This window comes from Dehalogenimonas etheniformans, from assembly GCF_014672715.2.
Taxonomy (GTDB): Bacteria; Chloroflexota; Dehalococcoidia; order Dehalococcoidales; family Dehalococcoidaceae; genus Dehalogenimonas; species Dehalogenimonas etheniformans.
Genome location: NZ_CP058566.2, coordinates 1,248,287 through 1,264,970 on the forward strand (window position 1 = coordinate 1,248,287; position 16,684 = coordinate 1,264,970).

A 16,684-nucleotide genomic window follows, 5' to 3' on the forward strand; every position below is an offset into this window, starting at 1 on the left:
CTTGTTTGAAGAGTAACTATAACAAAAAGGCTTCGGATGGGTCAAGGATTTTGGGGTTACCTGACTACGTATTGAACCTCGGAAGACGACGGAGTCGACAATGGAAGTTCGATAAAGAAAGCGGCGCCCTTGCCCGGTTCACACTCCGCCCAGATCCTGCCGCCATGAGCCTGGACGATCCCGTGGCTGATCGACAACCCGAGTCCCGTACCCTGCCCGACATCCTTGGTGGTAAAGAATGGATCAAACAGCCTGGGCAAAGTATCGATTGCAATGCCTGGCACGTCATCAACGAAAGTTATTCGGATGGCTGAGGCTTCCTCAACCAACCGGATGGATATGAGTAGCTTGCCTCTGCCGTGAGCCCTGGACATGAAAAACTCGGCATTGATGACGATGTTCAGAAACACCTGCTGTAATTGAAAGTAGTCGGCGGTTATAGCTGGCAGGTCCTCCGCAAAATCGGTGACAACTACAATATTATTGATCTTTTGCTCATACGCCCGAAGCGCCAGGACTTTGTCGATCACCTCGTTCACCGATAACTCCTGGCGGCTCTGGTTGTGCCTGCGGGCAAAGACCAGCAGGTTTTTGACCACATCCACCGCCCTCTGTGCCTCTGAATGGATTGTCTCTACGTCCTGACGTATCGCCACGGGGATATCTGATGACGGGACCAGCTCCGAAAAACCCAGCACGCCGGTGAGCGGGTTGTTGATCTCATGGGCGATGCCAGCCGCGAGTTCGCCGACGGATGCCAGCCGGTCGGTAACCATAAGTTTTTCCTGCATGCGCTTGCGTTCGGTTATATCTTGGGATATGTGGACGCTGGCAACAACTTCTCCCGAAGGGCTGAACATCGGGTATGTCGATACTATGGTGTAAGTTCCCATCTCGGCGTTGTGGATCTCGACTTCAGCCGGAACTCCCTTTTTAAGCGTTTGAACATGGGGGCAACCCGATACCGGTTCTGTCGAACCATGAGAAACCTCGTAGCAGGTTTTGCCCACAAGATTCTCCGGCGAAGTTTTCAAGGCCTTCGGCGAAAGCCTTGTTAACCCGGACGATCTTAAAATCGCGGTCCTGGATCGAAACGGGCGTTGATATGGCATCGAAAGTCGCCCGCCATTCCTCGGCCGACCGCACCAGGCGGAGTTCCATTCGCTTGCGCTCCGTAACATCGCGGAAACTCCAGACCCTGCCGACGATCCGCCTTTCGAGACGCAGCGGCCGGGAATAACGCTCGAATACCCGCCCGTCTTTAAGCAGTAAAACGTCCGAACTCGAAAGCTCCGGTTGGGTCAAGATCTCTTCAATTCTCTTGACAAAACCGTCGCCGTCGGTGAGTTGCTGGCGGGCAAATTCGATAAGATCCTGATCGTTGCCTTTAGCGAGGATATCCTTGGACATCCCCCACATCTTCACAAAACGGCTTGAATACCGCTGTACTTTGCCGCCGTGGCCGACCACCAGAATGCCGTCAGCGGTCGATTCCAGCGTAGCTGCCAACTCCGAAAGCGATTGGCGCAACACCTCCTCGACCCGTTTGGACTCCGAGATATCCAAAGCGGTGAAGACGATGCCTTTCGAGATGTCCAAGGCATCCATGGGAGTCACCGAAAGCATGATCGGGAAATGGCTGCCGTCCTTGCGCCGGGCGCTGATTTCAACGGTCATTTGCCCGCGGGCTGACAACTGCTCCTGGATTCTGTCGCCCATAGTCTCATACGCTTCGTCGGTGTCATACAGGATGCGGGTGCTCTGCCCGACCATCTCATCCCGGGTGTAACCGGACAGACGGCACATAGTTTCGTTTACTTCTCTGATGACCCGGTTGACAGAGACAGCGATGCCGACCGGTGTGGTGCCGAATATAGCGGCCAGCTTGCCTTCCCGCTCCTTCAAGCTTCCTCAATCTGTCTTCGGGCAGTGATATCGCGGGAGACGCCGAGAATGTGCGAGGGACGCCCGTCGTCGTAGACGAGGCTGGCGGAGACTCCCGTCCACACCGTCGTGCCGTCCTTGCGTGGTTGTTCAACATCGATAAGGGGAACCCGACCCTGTTTTTCGCCGGTCATGATCTCGGCGGCGGCCAGTTTCATCCCATCTACAACAGCTTGAAGCGAACCCGGGCAGACCGCTCCTTTGTCGATTGCCTCAACACCTCGTCAGGGGTGTAGCCGCGCAACTGATAAACGGAGGGGCTGACATAGGTAAACCTGCCGTCCAGCGACAAAGTCCAGATGACGTCCGTAGAATTCTCGGTAATCAGGCGGTAGCGGCGTTCACTGTCACGCAGGGCGTTCTCCGCCTTCTTCTGTTCGGTGACGTCCTTGATGACGCCGAAGACCTTGCCCGAGGCAGCGTCGTATTCGGCGACAGATTGGACGTTGGCAACTGAGCCGTCGGAGGGACGGCGGATCTTGAACTCGACGTCATAGGTCTGCCCATGCTCAATGAGATTGGCTAATCCCTCGTCGAGGGCAGGGCGGTACTCTTCCAGGGGAATGCCCTGGATGGTGGACAGGGACCATGTATCGCCAGTAAGGCCGTAGATGGCTTTGGCGGCATCGGAGGCGGTGACTTTTTGGGATTTGAGATCTATCTCCCAACTGCCGAAGCCGAGGACGCGGCCGATGCGCTCAAGGCGCAGGATGTTTCCCAGCAGGGTTTTATGAGACCTGTATCCGTTTCCCGTCATCGTTCCCCGTGTAGTGTCGTTGGATTGCGCGGGCGGACGCACCGGGTACCGGACAGGCCGATGCGTTAATTAATAATTGTAATGATGCCTAAATACGAGTATTTTGTCAACCTTATGTCTGGTCAATTCATCGAGTGAAGATCCCGAGATACCAGTCTATTATCTGGTTGCCCCATAGGAAGGTGATGAAGGTGGTCAGGGCGAGGAAGGGGCCGAAGGCGATCGCTTCCCTTCCTCTCTTAATTTTAGCCGCCACCAGGATAACCGCTACAATCCCGCCCAAAATCCAGGACAACAGCACCGCTGCAATGATATTCGGCCAACCGGTGATCACTCCTGCCAACGCGCCCAGCCAAATATCGCCGATCCCCATAGCTTCCTGTTTATAATAGGCGTTAGCCCCCAGCCTGACCATGAAATAAACCGCCGCCCCTACCAGGCCACCGATAAGGGCACTGCCTAGGGAGGAAACCATTGTTAGCTCGCTCGTAAAAAAGCTTGCGACGAAACCTATCAGTATGCCACCGATCACGATGGTCGGAAGAACAAGTTGTTGTTCGAAATCTATGACGAAAATGACAAGTAGTAGGCTGAAATACGCCAGGGACAGTAGCAAGTCCGGCGTAAAGCCAAAATAGAGATAGAGCCCGGCGAAAGCCAGCGCGGTGACCAGTTCTACCCAGAATACCCGCTGGGGGATGGTCTCGCCGCAGGTGCGGCATCGGCCGCGGAGGGCAAGCCAGGAGATGATGGGGATCATGTCGAGCGGGGTCAGACGCCGGCCGCAGCCGGGGCATCGCGAAGGAGGCGCGACCACCGATTGTTCCTGGGGCAGCCTGTCGCAGAGAACGTTCAGGAAGCTGCCGATGACGGCGCCGAAGAGGGCGAAGATGACGGCGTAGGCTATTTCCATTTCGGGATATTGTGGCGGGTTGGGGCATGGGTGTCAAACTTTGTTATTTGTTTTAGCCCTTTGATATATATCGAAGGAAACGAATCCATTTTTACGTTCAGATTTGGGGTTTTAGCGGGTTCTAGTTTGGAACAATTCTTTTTGCATTTAAAACTAAACATGAAAATGAACCTATCCCTGCCCCTTCCCTCCGGCTCGGTCGCTCGCCGCTGGAAGGGGTGGTTTTTTTAAAGAGGTTCCGACTCGCAAGCCCCGCTCGTCGGAACCTCTATCCGGGATCCCCCGCCTAAAAACATCGTAAAGCCTAATTCTTTGATGGTATGCATATCCCCGGTCATACTCGTTTAGTCTTCGGTCTGTAACTCGCGAAAACGAATGAAACGAATATTTCGGGTGCAAATGAGTCTGGGGGAGCGATAAATAGGTTGTACAGATGTGCTATTATCATTGTGGTATTATAGCACCGGTGTCCTCGAAGGTGTCAAGCGTTTCGTGTCGTTTTTGGTAGAGTATTTTGTTATGTCGTCCAAGTGTGCTAAGAGGTAAAAATCCGAAAGAATATCCCAGCTCAAAACTCCAAATGGGCTTTCAGCGATTTGCGGGGCATTGAGATTCTTCACGATGCTTCGCTCGTTCAGAATGACAGCATGGGCGAAGGTGCCCCCTCTCCCTACCCTCTCCCCGTGGGGAAGAGGTGTAATGGGCGGATCCTCCCCGAGGCATCGGTGTACTATTCGAGGACGATTGCCACGCCTTGCCGCCAGGCAAGGCTCGCAAAGACAGAGTTTTTTGTGGCATCGGTGTGGATGGTGGTACTCCCTCTCCTTCATTTCCTCTCCCACGCGGGGGCGAGGAAAGCTAGATATTATAGCACATGGGTTCGATAGGGTTGTCAAGCGTTTCGTGTCGTTTTTGGTGCAATATTTTTCAGTGTCGGCACAGTTATTAGCCCCTAATTGATCGACACACTCGTCCAGGGTTAACCCTATTCGAAATACTTTAAGTCGCATTGCCGGTTTGCCACTAGGTAACCCGATCTGAAAAATCGGGTACATTTCACCCGAGAATTACGGGTGTTTTCGGATATGTCGAGGAATAAAAGTCAATTATAGTGTAACTATCAAGTCCCTGAGAGGCCGGGTATGTTGAGAGGGTTGTGTCCAGGGTGCGGCGAACTGGTAAGCGGATGGGCGCTAAGGGTCCCAAAATACAATAAATGCCCGCAGTGCGGACTTGATTACCTGCTATCCGAGAACGAGCAACCCTTTCAAAAGAACAATCCCAGGATACTCCCCGAGTACAAGCCGATCTTCAACAGGTCGCAACCGTTCACCGAACCGCAAACTGTGGAATAAAGGCTTACCTCTCTCGCAAAGACACAATATTAATGGATTGTGGTACCCCCGCTCCCTAACGACCTCCAAATCCCAATTGCAACGGTGGACTATTCGGGGACGATTGCCACGGATTGCCATTCAAGGCAATCCTCGCAAAGACATTTATGGGGGAAAGATTTCCTTACCCTCACCCTAACCCTCTCCCCGTGGGGAGACGAGGAATAAATGACCTCTGGATCTCAATTGCATCGGTGTACTATTCGTTGACGATTGCCACGGACTTGCCAACTGGCAACTCCTCGCAAAGACACAATATTGATGGATTGTGGGGATGGGCGAGGAAAGTTCTAACTTTAGTTGTAGCGGTTTTGATGACAACAAAGTGCTCGCGTAACACAACGTTATGTCAGTCACTTTCATCGTAAACGCTATACTTTTCCACCTTCACATCATTTATACTCACAACACATCGCTGGAACCACGGGCATGCGATCCGGCGAAAAGGCGCCGAAGAGGTACCGGAGTACCTTAAAAAATCGAAAATCGAAGAAAAACGGTAAACTAAAATACTATTGATTATATTCAACCCGCCCACATATAATCCTCAGGTACTTAACTGAACGACAATTCAGTGAGTAAATAAAATAAACTAGAACGGAAAGGTGGTGACAAACAGATGAAGTTCTTACAGAAATTCCGCAAAGGCCGCAAAGGCTTTACCCTGATTGAGCTTTTGGTGGTCATTGCCATCCTGGGCGTCATCGCCGCCGTCGCCGTACCGAACATCCTCAAGTTCATGGATAGCGGTGCTGAGGAAGCTGCTAGGGCCGAGCAACACAACGTTCAGGTAGCCGTCGCTGCATGGATGGTTGATAACACTGGCAGTCCAGCCGATGCAATCACTCCAACCGATAAAGGGCTCTTCGCAGCCTATCTTATCAACAATGTGGAATACAATTGGACCATTGATGCGAACGGTGCGGTAACTCCGACCGATAGTACGAATCCGCTTTACGTCGCACCCTAATAATCTTGTCAAAGCGTAACCGTAAAAAGAACCTCCCTCACAGGAGGTTCTTTTTTTCAAACTAAAGTAATCTTGACTCGCAATATTGAATATAATATTCTCTTGTTCAAGAAACATATCTGAGTATCATTGACCATAACAGGGGTAAATCTTATGAAATTAAGAAGGAAAAACGGTTTTACGTTAATCGAACTTTTGGTAGTAATAGCGATACTCGGGACTGTCGCGGCGGTAGCAGTACCTAATGTATTAAAGTTTATCGGAACAGGAAATGACGCTGCCGCTAAACAGGAATTACTCAACGTGGCGGCGGCAACCGCGGCGGCTCTTGCATCAGAACCACCTGTCGATCCGACTATAGATGATGCCCAGATTATCGCAGGTGTAGGAGTCGGCAAATTCATGGTTCAGAATACTGAATTCAAATACACAATAGATTCGGCTGGAAATATCACGCAGGGCGGAAGAGTCTCCTAAACGAACCATTTTCCGTAGAAACGTGACAACAAACCGCTACAAATTCTCAATAAATACGTCTTGACCCACTGATTTCTAATTGAGTATCCTAATAATAGCTATCTATGATTCGGATCAGTGAATAATCTGATGAAAAAACATCGCGGTTTTACCTTGATGGAAGTTCTCGTGGTACTAGCAATATTTGCTGTATTGGCGGGCATTGCAATACCAAACGTCCTGGGCTATATCGGGAAGGCGGATAGAAGCGCAGCGCTGGAAGAGGAACATAACCTCATCGTGGCCGTCGGTGTGGCGATGAAGCAAGGCGGAGGCGCCATTGTTTCAGATTACACAAGCAGCGGCAAGGTTTATGCAAACGCCGGGGCTGCAGATGACGATCCCGCCAAGTACCTTTATAACGACACCGAATTTGAATGGATCATCACTACTGACGGTGTGCTAACTCCCGGAGACGATAATCCGTTAAAACCTACCTGATGCAATAAGCATTGAAAAAAGAGCCCCCTTCGGAGGGCTCTTTTTTATTGAAATTGTCGCTCCGTTCAAGGATTTGCTTCGGCAAACTCAGCACAGGCTCAAGCTCACCACGAACGGAGGAAAAAAGCTCAGGGCAGGCTCAGGCTCCCACGAAAGGGTATTGGAGGGGTAACCATCCGTTCATGGATTTGCTTCGGCTAACTCAGCACAGGCTCAGGCTCACCACGAACGGAGATTGTATTAAAGGAACGAACTGATCATGCCGCCGCCAGTTGAAGGCTTTCGCCGTGGCGCCACACCTTTTGTCCGGCCACCCAACAACCGTTCCACCTCAGCCTGGTCGGCGCAATAATCAAACACTGTTTCACGTGAGATCTTCTGGTTTCTATATAAGTCAACCAAAGAATCATCGAGTGACATCATACCTTCTTCCCGACAGGTGCGGAGCACATTAGGCAACTGGTAGAGCTTTTCTTCCCGTATCAGGTTCCGCATAGCGGTATTGGCCAGCATGACCTCAACCGCGGCAATCCTGCCTTCATCGCAATACCTCGGCACCAGAGCCTGGCAAAGAACGCCCACAAGCAGTGACGCAAGGCGGGTATAGGCCAGGTGACGCTCATGGGGCGGGAAGAGGTCGATGATGCGTTCCAGGGCCTGGTGGGTGCTGGGGGCATGGCTGGTGGAGAGCACCAGGTGACCGGTCTCGGCGATGGTCAGAACCGCCGCCGCGGTCTCCAGGTCACGCATCTCGCCGACCAGGATGACATCCGGGTTCTGACGCAGGACGTGCTTCAAGGCGTGGGCAAAGGATTTGGTATCGGTACCCAACTGACGCTGGGTGATGGCGCACCTGATCGAGGGATAGACGTACTCAATGGGATCTTCGATAGTGATAACGTGCTTGGCCTCGGAGTTATTCAAATGCTGGATCATGGCGGCCAGGGTGGTGGACTTGCCGCTGCCGGTGGGGCCGGTGACGACGACCAGACCTCTGGGTTTGGTTACAAGGTCCTTGCAGATCTGGGGCAGTTCCAGTTCATCGATGGTGGGGATGACGGGAGGCAGGAGGCGGATGGCAAGGCTGATAGCGCCGCGCTGTTGCGCGGCATTGCAGCGGAGGCGGCCGACACCGGGCATGGTGAAGCCGAAATCAAGCTCGAGTTCTCTGTGGAAAATGTCGCGGTCGGAGGGCGAGGCGAGCTGGTTAAGGGCTTCCGCGGTGTCCTCAACAGAGAGCCCGGGCAACTTCAGCGGGTCCAGGGCGCCCTTGACGCGGACGAGGGGCGGCGAATCCACCACCAGGTGGAGATCGGAACCGCCGCGGTCGCGGGCTTCGGTGATGAGGGAGAAGACGTCAATCATTTTATGAAGTTCACAGTCAACAGTTTACAGTTCACAGGTTGCCCATTCCACCCCATAATTGCTTTCGTTGCACTATTCGCGGACGATTGCCACGAACTGCCGCAGAGGCAGTCCTCGCAATGACAATATTTATTACACACAGGTCAACGTGAAGTGGTAGATATAGACCATGGTGTCGGTGGTCAGTTCCTTAACGATCGAGGTGACAATAACGTTCTGGAAACGGTAAGTATCACGCAAGGAAGTAGCATAATTAAAGACAATTTTTTCATCAGGTGTATAGGCGGTGCCGACGATAACTACACTAGCTCCATCCCAATTAATCGAGTCCAATCTTACTTCGTCGATATTTCTCTTTTCCAACCAGGCACTGCGGACGTAGCCCGAAGCCATTTCACGCTGGCTCTGTAGAACGGTGTAGAACGAGGCATAAGCGGCCGCTTCAGTTTGAACAGGCGCAACAGCGGCATTGGCGGCGTCAATTTGGGGTTTGTAACCGGCTAACTTGGCCTGCGCCTGAGTAATCTGAAGCTGAACAGCGTCTATCTGCGGCTGTATTGCATCGGCGTCCTTCTTGGCTTTATCCACAATGGTCCAACCGTAAACCAAGGCGCCGATCAAGAGCAAGCCAACCGCCGGAGCCAGGATATTGAACCAGTTGACGCCACGGGGCAGGTAGATAGCCGGAATGGCGTTCAGGTTAATAACCGAACCAAACTCGTTAGGCAGATCCCGCTGAGCCATACCCAGGTTAACGACGAACCGGGAGGCATCGAAGCCCTCGGGCGCCGTAAAATCGGTGGTCAGGGCTTCAACGGTACGACCGTCGGGACCGCCCAGAGCCGGCCATCCGTTTTTGTCTTCCGCGATCTCACCCGAGACCAGGATAGCCACGTCGGCGCCAAGCGGGTCCTCGGTGTGGGAGGAATTGTAGAAGGTAACGGTCCGGGAGATCTCTTCAGCCATGGTGCTGAGACGTTCAGTCTCGGTCAGGTTTTCAGAACCAAGTGAGAAGCTGCGGATGACTTCCGGGACCCGGTCAACCATGACGATGATGTCGATGGTGGCAAGCCAGGTATTGACAACGACGCATCGCGATCGGTTCACGTTACGGACCAGCGCCAGCGGGGCAACGTCAAGGACCTTGCTTTTGAGACCGGCTTTGGTCAGGGTGCGCATCAGGGAATCCGTGGCATTCTTGGGATGAGCGGCCAGGAAAAAGCGCATCTCATGGGCTACGCCCGTCGGCAGTTCCTGCCGCGACACATAGACCTGGTCCAGGGGGACAGGAATAACCCGGGCGGCTTCACTATGGACAGCATCATCGAGGATATTCTTGGGAACTTCCGGGATGTTGATCAGGCGGAAGATGGAGTTCTGCCCGGAGACGGCGGCCACCACCTGATGCCCGGAAACCCCGTTGTCCGATGCTAGTGTCTTGAGGCGTTCGGCTACGGCGTCCTCCTGCATAATAATGCCTTCATTGACCATGCCGGAATCAAGGGGGGCGGTAGCCCATTTCTCAACCTGCTTGCCGGCGGTGACCAGGAGTTCAATTTCATTGTCTTCGATGTAGACGGTGGTAAGCGTTTTTGCCATCAGTTTATCCTTCCAACGCCATCAGGCTGATTGTGATAGTGGCATCCGGGGGCGGCACGGCGCTAAGTTCAGTATCAAATTCGGTATAGAATTTTATGTTCACAGAATCTATGGTGGCTGTGAGATAGGCACTGCCGGTTTCAAGATTACCGACGAAGTCGTTGATCCGTTCAATGGGACCGGAGACCACAATGACCATGGTGGTTTTTTGGTACTTGATCTTGTCGATAGTCTTTGATTCCGGCTCACTGGCGTGAAACTCCGTCAGGTTCAGCGTGTTGTTGGCCGCCAGGATGAACAATTTTTCGCCATAATCAATAGATTGAATAGCCGCGATGGGAGGCGGGGTGGGGAACTTAGCCTTGTACGCTTGAAGGTTAGCTTGAGCGGCAATAACCTTAGCCTGAGCAGCCGCTAGATCAGCCTGTGCTTTCGTGACGTTAGCCTGGATCGGCGGAAGTAGCGCCGAGGTACTATCCAGGTTGGCATTAAGGGTGTCCTGCCTGTCAAGTTCCTTTTGCCACATGGTATAGAGGAGCACTCCCCCAATGGCTATAAGCCCAAGGAATAGGACAGAGATGAATGCCTTGCTAATTTTCATTTAACTCCTTTATTCGTAATGGCATTGTTAAGTTCATCAACCGCTTTCAGATAACAAATGCCTTATTTTTTAAGATATTCAGATCCTGCTTTTCTAATGGCTAATAGTCCAAGTACGCACAGAAGAAAGGGTCAACTCGGGCAAGTCCATGATATCCCGGTAAGCCGGATCATAAGTTATCGAAAAGTTCTTGTCGGCCGCAAGGTCCATCGGTACATCGATGCCCTGTCCGCTCACGACGCTACCCTGTACAGTCGCATCCTTTTTAAAGGAGATGTTGCCATTGGGGGCATATATGAAAGCTTCCATGGGAACACCAACTTCTCCGGCTTCTTTCCTGAAGTCTATCGATCCGTTAATGGAAAATATGATGCTTTCACTTTTACCGAAATTCACTACTTTTTCAAAGCCGATATTACCAACCGCAACAAAGTTGGCATTACCTTCAAAAACGGTATCTTTACCAATGTCGATGGATCCGGTCACATAAATAGTGGCAGGTAGATCATCGGCGGTCCTGGGAAGCCCATCAGGACCGGGCAGGCCAAAATACACACTAGTCAAATTCATACTAGTTGAAAAATCCCCGTTTATGAACATTGAACCATAATAACCTGATGCGGTGATCTTTAGACTGCCGGGGTATACGGTCCCAGCACGAGCCAACGCTTCATAATGCGCAGCGAAAATTACATTTTGCAATGCCGACGGGAAGATCAAACCAGTCTGATATTCATAAGTTGGGCCAACATGCGTCAACGCGCCCTGGGAATCGAAATTTCCCATACAATACACGGGACCGTTGATATAGGTGTCCTTTTTCAACGTAATATCACTGCTGGATACTAGCGCACCATCCCAAAGATACAGTCCACCACCAGCAATGTAGGAAACAACCCGAGCCCCGGAACTGGCGAGAGCCTCAACACGATACATGGACTCCTGGGTTTTGCTGATAGTCACAGCAACGCTGTTCCCGTTCATATCGGTTACTGTCATGTTCGTTGCCGGACTATCGAGATGCTGGGGGATATAGTCATAAAGATCAAGCCCGTAATCAGCGGTAAAGGTCAATGGATCCTGGTTGATATACCACAGCGCCTTTTCAACGCCACTGTCGGCGGCAAAATAATCTTCAACGGCGATCTCAGTATGCTTGCCGACATTAAGGCTGGTCACAACTAGACCGAGCAAAGGACCCAGGATAAGTCCCCCCAGGGCAAGCATAACGAGAGCCAGAATCATCGCCATTCCTGCTTGCCGTTTAAACAACTTATTATAGGTTTTCATTGCTCTACCTCCCCGCTATACATTATCGGGTCTCGGCTCAATCTTGTAATATCGAGTCTCCGTGGCGGCTGTATTTCCGGATCCGTATCTGACCGTTATCTTCAATTCGTAAGTAGTAACGCTTCCCACTGTCGTTGCCTTGAACCAGGTACTGTTGTAATTGGGATCAGAGCTGTTGGTAGAAAAGAGAACACCGGTAGCTACGGTGATCTGCGGTGAAAGAACCCCGTTCACTGAACTCTGCCTGAGGAGGTTGCCATTGCTGATGGTATACGTGACTATTGTCACTTTTTCATTGAGTAAATCGATATTGTTAAAGTCTTCAGTGAACTTCAGAGGGGTGAATCCGTTCGGTGTGGTCATAACGATTTTGATGTTTGCCTGCAACGCATCCTTACTTATATATTGCCCGGCACTTTGCACCTGGCGAATGGCCATTGCCTGATTCTGACTTTTTTGGTTTACTTTCATTATTTGCATCGTTGTCATACTGAGCGCAGCCATCAGAAACCCCAATATAGCCATCCCCACCAGGAGTTCAACCAGGGTGAATCCCCTGGTGCGCCGCAACTTAAAACAGCTTAAAAACATCAACGGTTCACCTTGTAACCCTGGACGCTCACGCTTGCATCCCACAGGTTAGGGTTATTGGCAATTTTGTTGAACTCCACCAGGATGGTGATCCTCTGGATCCCATTATCCGTATCGTAGATGTCGGGATTGGATAATTCTTTGATGAAGGGGGCCGCGTTAATCGCATCCCACGGCACAACGGTGATAGTTATCCGATAATCCCCGGTGACTGTGACTTTGGCGTAATTATCCACAGGCCTCAACGGGTCACCTACATCGACCGCCCTTGAAAAATCCAGGTAGGGCGCCTTTTTAATACTTTCCCATTGAGTCCGAGCCAGGCTTTCAGCAGTGGATTCAGCGTCGTCAAGCATGTTGGCCTTCAAGGCATACTGGAGCGAGAGTAAAAAGCCAATACCCACTACCGTAAGGATGAATAGGGCAATCAATACTTCAATGAAGCTGAAGCCTCTATTCCCTTTCATTATTCTGGATCTCGCAAGTCTTCCCATTGTTCAAATCCTACTCAGTGCCGAGTTGTCCGTACATCGAGTACATAGATCCGACCAAGGCAACAGCGATAAAGGCTACAACGAGACCGATCACCACTGTCATAGCAGGTTGAATTAATTCCACCGCTGATTTTATTCTATCATCAGCTTCCATATCATAAGTATGCGCAACGGTAGCCAGCGTATCATCAAGCTTACCCGTTTCCTCACCGACACCGACCATCTGTACCATCATCGGCAGGAAGACCTTGCGGCGTTTCATTGGACCGGAAAGACCTTCACCCCGAATTAGTTCCTGTTGGACCTGGCCTATGGCTTCACTGATGATCTTATTCGATGTGGCGTTCTGCGCCTGGGCCATGATCTCCGGAAGAGGAAGGCCAGCGCGGAAAAGGAGTGAGATAGTCTGGCAGGCGCGGGAAAGTTCTGAGAGTTGAATGATCCGACCGATTACCGGCGTCTTCAACAAGCCTTTATCCACGTTATAGCGACCGATGGGAGTTCTGGCCCACATTATCAATCCGATAACGATGGCGATCAGAGCCCCGAGGATATAGATACCAAATTTCGAGGAAAAATCGGTTACGCTTATCAATATCTTGGTAGCTGCGGGCAGGTTAACGCCCAGGTTTTTGTACAAATCGGTAAAGGTTGGCATGACAAAAAGCATCAGGATGGCGACAACGACCACCGCAACAACCGCCACAACCACCGGATAGGTCATGGCGCTCTTCAGCTTCTTACGAGTCTCGTTCATCCTCGACAAAAAATCGGCCATGTTGCGGAGGACGGTCTCCATGTTGCCGCCCTGCTCACCGGCGGAAAGGACGCGGTGGAACAAGGGAGAGAACACCTTGGGGTGCTTGCTCATAGCGGCTGACAGAGACGAACCGCCGCGGATGTCATTGGCAACGGCGCCGAGGGTTTTTTTGAAGGTGGGATTGGTGGTCTGCTCCTGGAGAAGTTCCAGCGAGGTCACGATATCCGTGCCGGACTCAAGGAGGAGGGCCAACTGGCGGGAGAAAAGAATGATCTCCTGCAGTTTCACCTTCTTGGCGAACAAGCTGGAGGTAGAAACCGAAAACAAGCTAGATTGTGTCTTCAGCGACAGGACCTGGTAGCCGTTGTGGACCAAAAGCTTGGTAGCGGAGTCACGGTCCATGGCCGCGATCTTGCCCTGCACTAACTTGCGATCCTGGGTATAAGCTACATAGGCGTAATTCATATTAAATCCTAAATCCGAATTTCGAAATCCGAAACAATCTCCAAATCCTAATTTTCAAATTCCAAAACTTTTAATCGAGATCCTTCGCTACGTTCAGGAAGCCAAAGGGCGCGTGCTACGTATGAACCCGATGACTTCCAATTACTTAATTATACCCCGTTGTACAATCCTCTCAATCGTGACGCGAATTGTTATTTCAAAAACTTTCTTCTGGTGAATAGGCATTCTTTAGTACTTCCGAAGGGGTTGTAATACCATCTCGTACTTTCAGCATGCCGTCTTTCATCATGGTGACCATGCCTTCACGGATGGACTGGGCGCGCATATCGACGGCGCCGGCCCCGTCAAGCATCATCCGTTTCAGCGTCTCAGAGAAGTACATGATCTCATAGACGCCGACGCGGCCGAGGTAGCCGGTGTAGGCGCAGGACTTGCAGCCGGTGCCGTAGTTGAACTTGGTACGCTTTTCCCCCATCTCCCGCTCATAGGCAACCTGCTCGATGACCGGGGCTTCAACCTGGTGGCCGCAGTAGGGGCAGACGCGGCGGACCATGCGCTGGGCAACGACGCCGATGACGGCCGAGGAGATGAGGAAGGTCTCGACGCCCAGATCCACCATGCGGAAGAGGACGCCGACGGTATCGTTGGCATGGATGGAGGACAGCATCAGGTGGCCGGTCAGGGCGGCCTGGACGCCGATATTGGCGGTTTCAGCATCGCGGATTTCGCCGACCATGATTACGTCCGGGTCAAGGCGGAGGATGGAGCGCAGGCCCGAGGCGAAGGTGATACCGGCCTGGACGTTGACCTGGATCTGGTTGATGTCCTTGAAGCGGTATTCCGCCGGGTCCTCGATGGTGATGACGTTCCGGGTCTTGGTATCGATGGTGGCCAGCGAGGCGTAAAGGGTGGTGGTCTTGCCGGCGCCGGTGGGGCCGGAGATCAGGATCATGCCGTAGGGCACACGCAGCATGCTTTCATACTTGGTCATGGAGTCCTTGTTGAAGCCGAGCTGGGGGAGCTGCATCAGGCCGCGGGACTTGTCCAGGAGGCGCATGACCGACATTTCGCCGTGGACGGTGGGGGCGGTGGCGACGCGGATATCGATGTTGCGGCCACCGGCGGTGATCGAGAACTGGCCGTCCTGGGCGTGGTGGTGATCGGCGATGTTCAATGACGCCAGGATCTTGATGCGTGAAATGATTGCCCGCTGCACCGAGATGGGCAGACTCATCATTTCCTGCAAGGAACCGTCAATGCGGAAGCGGACGCGGAGTCTCTCTTCATCGGGCTCCAGGTGGATGTCCGAGGAGCGGGCCTTGACCGCTTCTTCGATAATGAGGTTGAGGGCCTGGGCGAGGGGGGCGTCGACGGCGGCGTCCACGGCCAGTTTTTCATCTGAAATATCGGCGGACATCGACATGCGGGAGAGGAATTTATCGACCTCGCCGTAACCCTTGTAGTTGAAGTCAATGGCTTCACGGAGTTCACGCTCATCCGCGGGCAGGGCCTTGATGCGGCGCTTGGAGTAGGCGGTCAGGGCTTCCAGCGCCAGGATGTCCGAGGGGTTGGCCATAGCCACTTCCAGGGTGTTGCCGGTGAGGCGCACCGGGATGGCGTTGTAGCGGCGGGCCATGATCTCCGGGATGATCTTTAAAGCTTCCGGGGTGGGAAGCTGGCGGAGTTCCCGGCCCAGCTTGCCGCCCTCGGCGGGCTTGATCTCCATCTGGGGGGGCGGGGCGGTCACCGGGACGGTTTTCAATGGAGTGATTTTCTCAGGAGCCTTGGGGGTGAAGGTGATGACGCGGATCTTCTGGCTCTCGGCGAATTTCTCGGCTTCATCGGAGAGGTGGGAGGCGGTGGCGATGAACTTGGAGCCGACCCGGGCGTCATAGGCCTTGGTATCGAACAGGGCGATCTCTTCCAGGTTCAGCACCGGGGCGTGGTTGATGATGTCTATGCCAAGGCAGTGCTCCTGGGCGCCGTTGCCTATCGAGCAGGCGATCAGGTCAAAGGTATGCTCAATGCCACTCTTACCGGTCAGGCGGGCGTTTTCTTCCACCTTATAGCCGGTCTTCTTGAGCGAATCAACAAGTTCAGCCTTGTCGACGAACTTCAGGGGGCGGTCCAGGTTGGGGGTTTCGGGGGCAGGCGACTTCTCCGCCTGGCTGAAGAGGACCTGCAGGGAGGCTTCGTCAAAAAGCTGGACGTTCTGGCTGTCAGCGAATTCCTGGGCCTGCTTGGCGAGGTCGGTGGACAGGATCACCGCCCGTTCCGAGATGCCGGAATCATAGGTCTTGTTGGCGAAAGCGAAGATGGAGGCCTCAGCCGCCGACTGGTCTGCCAGGCCGGTCAGAACCCCGAAGGCGATAGTGCGCCGGGCAAAGCCGTCGTCGCGCCGGGCCAGGACATCGAAATTGTGCTCCAGCCCGGAACGGCCTTTGAGCTTGGCCTGCTCCGTGACCTCATAGCCCTGGCTGGTGAGGTAGGCTGCCAGGCGGGCGCCGATGGACTTCTTTTCGGCAACCTTGGTCGGTGTCATAGGAGCCTGACCTCACGTTTATCAGAAGTGTATTGTGTATTA

General features: G+C 52.8%; 16 protein-coding genes. 3 read left to right on the forward strand and 13 right to left on the reverse strand.

Going from position 1 to position 16,684, the window contains the following annotated elements:
* Positions 1-56: 56 nt before the first annotated feature.
* The 5 genes from HX448_RS06280 to HX448_RS06300 all read right to left on the reverse strand — a co-directional run bounded on the left by HX448_RS06280 (position 57) and on the right by HX448_RS06300 (position 3,614).
* Entirely contained in the window at positions 57-1,010 is a 954-nt protein-coding gene (locus HX448_RS06280) for a sensor histidine kinase (RefSeq protein WP_118401461.1), read from the reverse strand.
* Positions 934-1,905, reverse strand: a complete 972-nt coding sequence (locus HX448_RS06285; RefSeq protein ID WP_102330106.1) for a PAS domain S-box protein — start codon at positions 1,903-1,905, stop codon at positions 934-936. The genes HX448_RS06280 and HX448_RS06285 overlap by 77 nt, the downstream gene beginning before the upstream one ends.
* On the reverse strand, positions 1,902-2,102 hold the full coding sequence (locus tag HX448_RS10590; RefSeq protein WP_102330105.1) for a PAS domain S-box protein: 201 nt from the start codon (positions 2,100-2,102) through the stop codon (positions 1,902-1,904). Before HX448_RS10590 ends, HX448_RS06285 begins: the two co-directional genes overlap by 4 nt.
* A gap of 5 nt (positions 2,103-2,107) precedes the next feature.
* Positions 2,108-2,701, reverse strand: coding sequence for a PAS domain-containing protein (locus HX448_RS06295; RefSeq protein WP_102330104.1), 594 nt, complete (start codon positions 2,699-2,701; stop codon positions 2,108-2,110).
* Positions 2,702-2,828: 127 nt separating this feature from the next.
* Positions 2,829-3,614 carry a prepilin peptidase gene (locus HX448_RS06300; protein ID WP_102330103.1) on the reverse strand — a complete coding sequence of 262 codons (786 nt, stop codon included), beginning with the start codon at positions 3,612-3,614 and terminating at the stop codon, positions 2,829-2,831.
* A 2,013-nt stretch (positions 3,615-5,627) separates the two neighbouring features.
* On the opposite strand from HX448_RS06300, the gene HX448_RS06305 reads away from it, so the two are divergent.
* The 3 genes from HX448_RS06305 to HX448_RS06315 all read left to right on the forward strand — a co-directional run bounded on the left by HX448_RS06305 (position 5,628) and on the right by HX448_RS06315 (position 6,935).
* Positions 5,628-5,978 carry a type II secretion system protein gene (locus HX448_RS06305; RefSeq protein ID WP_102330102.1) on the forward strand — a complete coding sequence of 117 codons (351 nt, stop codon included), beginning with the start codon at positions 5,628-5,630 and terminating at the stop codon, positions 5,976-5,978.
* Between the two features lie 153 nt (positions 5,979-6,131).
* On the forward strand, positions 6,132-6,455 hold the full coding sequence (locus tag HX448_RS06310) for a type IV pilin protein (RefSeq protein ID WP_102330101.1): 324 nt from the start codon (positions 6,132-6,134) through the stop codon (positions 6,453-6,455).
* A gap of 129 nt (positions 6,456-6,584) precedes the next feature.
* Positions 6,585-6,935, forward strand: coding sequence for a type IV pilin protein (locus HX448_RS06315; protein WP_102330100.1), 351 nt, complete (start codon positions 6,585-6,587; stop codon positions 6,933-6,935).
* 240 nt (positions 6,936-7,175) lie between these two features.
* Here HX448_RS06315 and HX448_RS06320 read toward each other — a convergent pair whose 3' ends face one another.
* The 8 genes from HX448_RS06320 to HX448_RS06355 all read right to left on the reverse strand — a co-directional run bounded on the left by HX448_RS06320 (position 7,176) and on the right by HX448_RS06355 (position 16,642).
* Positions 7,176-8,297, reverse strand: coding sequence for a type IV pilus twitching motility protein PilT (locus tag HX448_RS06320; RefSeq protein WP_102330539.1), 1,122 nt, complete (start codon positions 8,295-8,297; stop codon positions 7,176-7,178).
* 135 nt (positions 8,298-8,432) lie between these two features.
* Positions 8,433-9,899 carry a type IV pilus biogenesis protein PilM gene (gene pilM, locus HX448_RS06325; RefSeq protein WP_102330099.1) on the reverse strand — a complete coding sequence of 489 codons (1,467 nt, stop codon included), beginning with the start codon at positions 9,897-9,899 and terminating at the stop codon, positions 8,433-8,435.
* Positions 9,900-9,903: 4 nt separating this feature from the next.
* Positions 9,904-10,500: a hypothetical protein gene (locus HX448_RS06330; RefSeq protein WP_102330098.1), complete on the reverse strand. Its 597-nt coding sequence runs from the start codon at positions 10,498-10,500 to the stop codon at positions 9,904-9,906.
* A gap of 93 nt (positions 10,501-10,593) precedes the next feature.
* On the reverse strand, positions 10,594-11,790 hold the full coding sequence (locus HX448_RS06335; protein ID WP_102330097.1) for a DUF7305 domain-containing protein: 1,197 nt from the start codon (positions 11,788-11,790) through the stop codon (positions 10,594-10,596).
* A 15-nt stretch (positions 11,791-11,805) separates the two neighbouring features.
* Positions 11,806-12,381, reverse strand: coding sequence for a type II secretion system protein (locus HX448_RS06340; RefSeq protein WP_102330096.1), 576 nt, complete (start codon positions 12,379-12,381; stop codon positions 11,806-11,808).
* Positions 12,381-12,848, reverse strand: coding sequence for a type IV pilus modification PilV family protein (locus HX448_RS06345; protein ID WP_162485839.1), 468 nt, complete (start codon positions 12,846-12,848; stop codon positions 12,381-12,383). The genes HX448_RS06340 and HX448_RS06345 overlap by 1 nt, the downstream gene beginning before the upstream one ends.
* 37 nt (positions 12,849-12,885) lie before the next feature.
* Positions 12,886-14,100, reverse strand: coding sequence for a type II secretion system F family protein (locus tag HX448_RS06350; RefSeq protein WP_102330094.1), 1,215 nt, complete (start codon positions 14,098-14,100; stop codon positions 12,886-12,888).
* A 196-nt stretch (positions 14,101-14,296) separates the two neighbouring features.
* Entirely contained in the window at positions 14,297-16,642 is a 2,346-nt protein-coding gene (locus tag HX448_RS06355; RefSeq protein ID WP_102330093.1) for a GspE/PulE family protein, read from the reverse strand.
* Positions 16,643-16,684 lie beyond the last annotated feature (42 nt).

Excerpts from the sequence above, each read along its gene's own strand:
- HX448_RS10590 (WP_102330105.1), bottom strand. The coding sequence starts at position 2,102 with ATGAAACTGGCCGCCGCCGAGATCATGACCGGCGAAAAACAGGGTCGG.
- HX448_RS06295 (WP_102330104.1), bottom strand. The coding sequence starts at position 2,701 with ATGACGGGAAACGGATACAGGTCTCATAAAACCCTGCTGGGAAACATC.
- HX448_RS06300 (WP_102330103.1), bottom strand. The coding sequence starts at position 3,614 with ATGGAAATAGCCTACGCCGTCATCTTCGCCCTCTTCGGCGCCGTCATC.
- HX448_RS06305 (WP_102330102.1), top strand. The coding sequence starts at position 5,628 with ATGAAGTTCTTACAGAAATTCCGCAAAGGCCGCAAAGGCTTTACCCTG.
- HX448_RS06310 (WP_102330101.1), top strand. The coding sequence starts at position 6,132 with ATGAAATTAAGAAGGAAAAACGGTTTTACGTTAATCGAACTTTTGGTA.
- HX448_RS06315 (WP_102330100.1), top strand. The coding sequence starts at position 6,585 with ATGAAAAAACATCGCGGTTTTACCTTGATGGAAGTTCTCGTGGTACTA.
- pilM (WP_102330099.1), bottom strand. The coding sequence starts at position 9,899 with ATGGCAAAAACGCTTACCACCGTCTACATCGAAGACAATGAAATTGAA.
- HX448_RS06330 (WP_102330098.1), bottom strand. The coding sequence starts at position 10,500 with ATGAAAATTAGCAAGGCATTCATCTCTGTCCTATTCCTTGGGCTTATA.
- HX448_RS06335 (WP_102330097.1), bottom strand. The coding sequence starts at position 11,790 with ATGAAAACCTATAATAAGTTGTTTAAACGGCAAGCAGGAATGGCGATG.
- HX448_RS06340 (WP_102330096.1), bottom strand. The coding sequence starts at position 12,381 with ATGTTTTTAAGCTGTTTTAAGTTGCGGCGCACCAGGGGATTCACCCTG.
- HX448_RS06345 (WP_162485839.1), bottom strand. The coding sequence starts at position 12,848 with ATGAAAGGGAATAGAGGCTTCAGCTTCATTGAAGTATTGATTGCCCTA.
- HX448_RS06350 (WP_102330094.1), bottom strand. The coding sequence starts at position 14,100 with ATGAATTACGCCTATGTAGCTTATACCCAGGATCGCAAGTTAGTGCAG.
- HX448_RS06355 (WP_102330093.1), bottom strand. The coding sequence starts at position 16,642 with ATGACACCGACCAAGGTTGCCGAAAAGAAGTCCATCGGCGCCCGCCTG.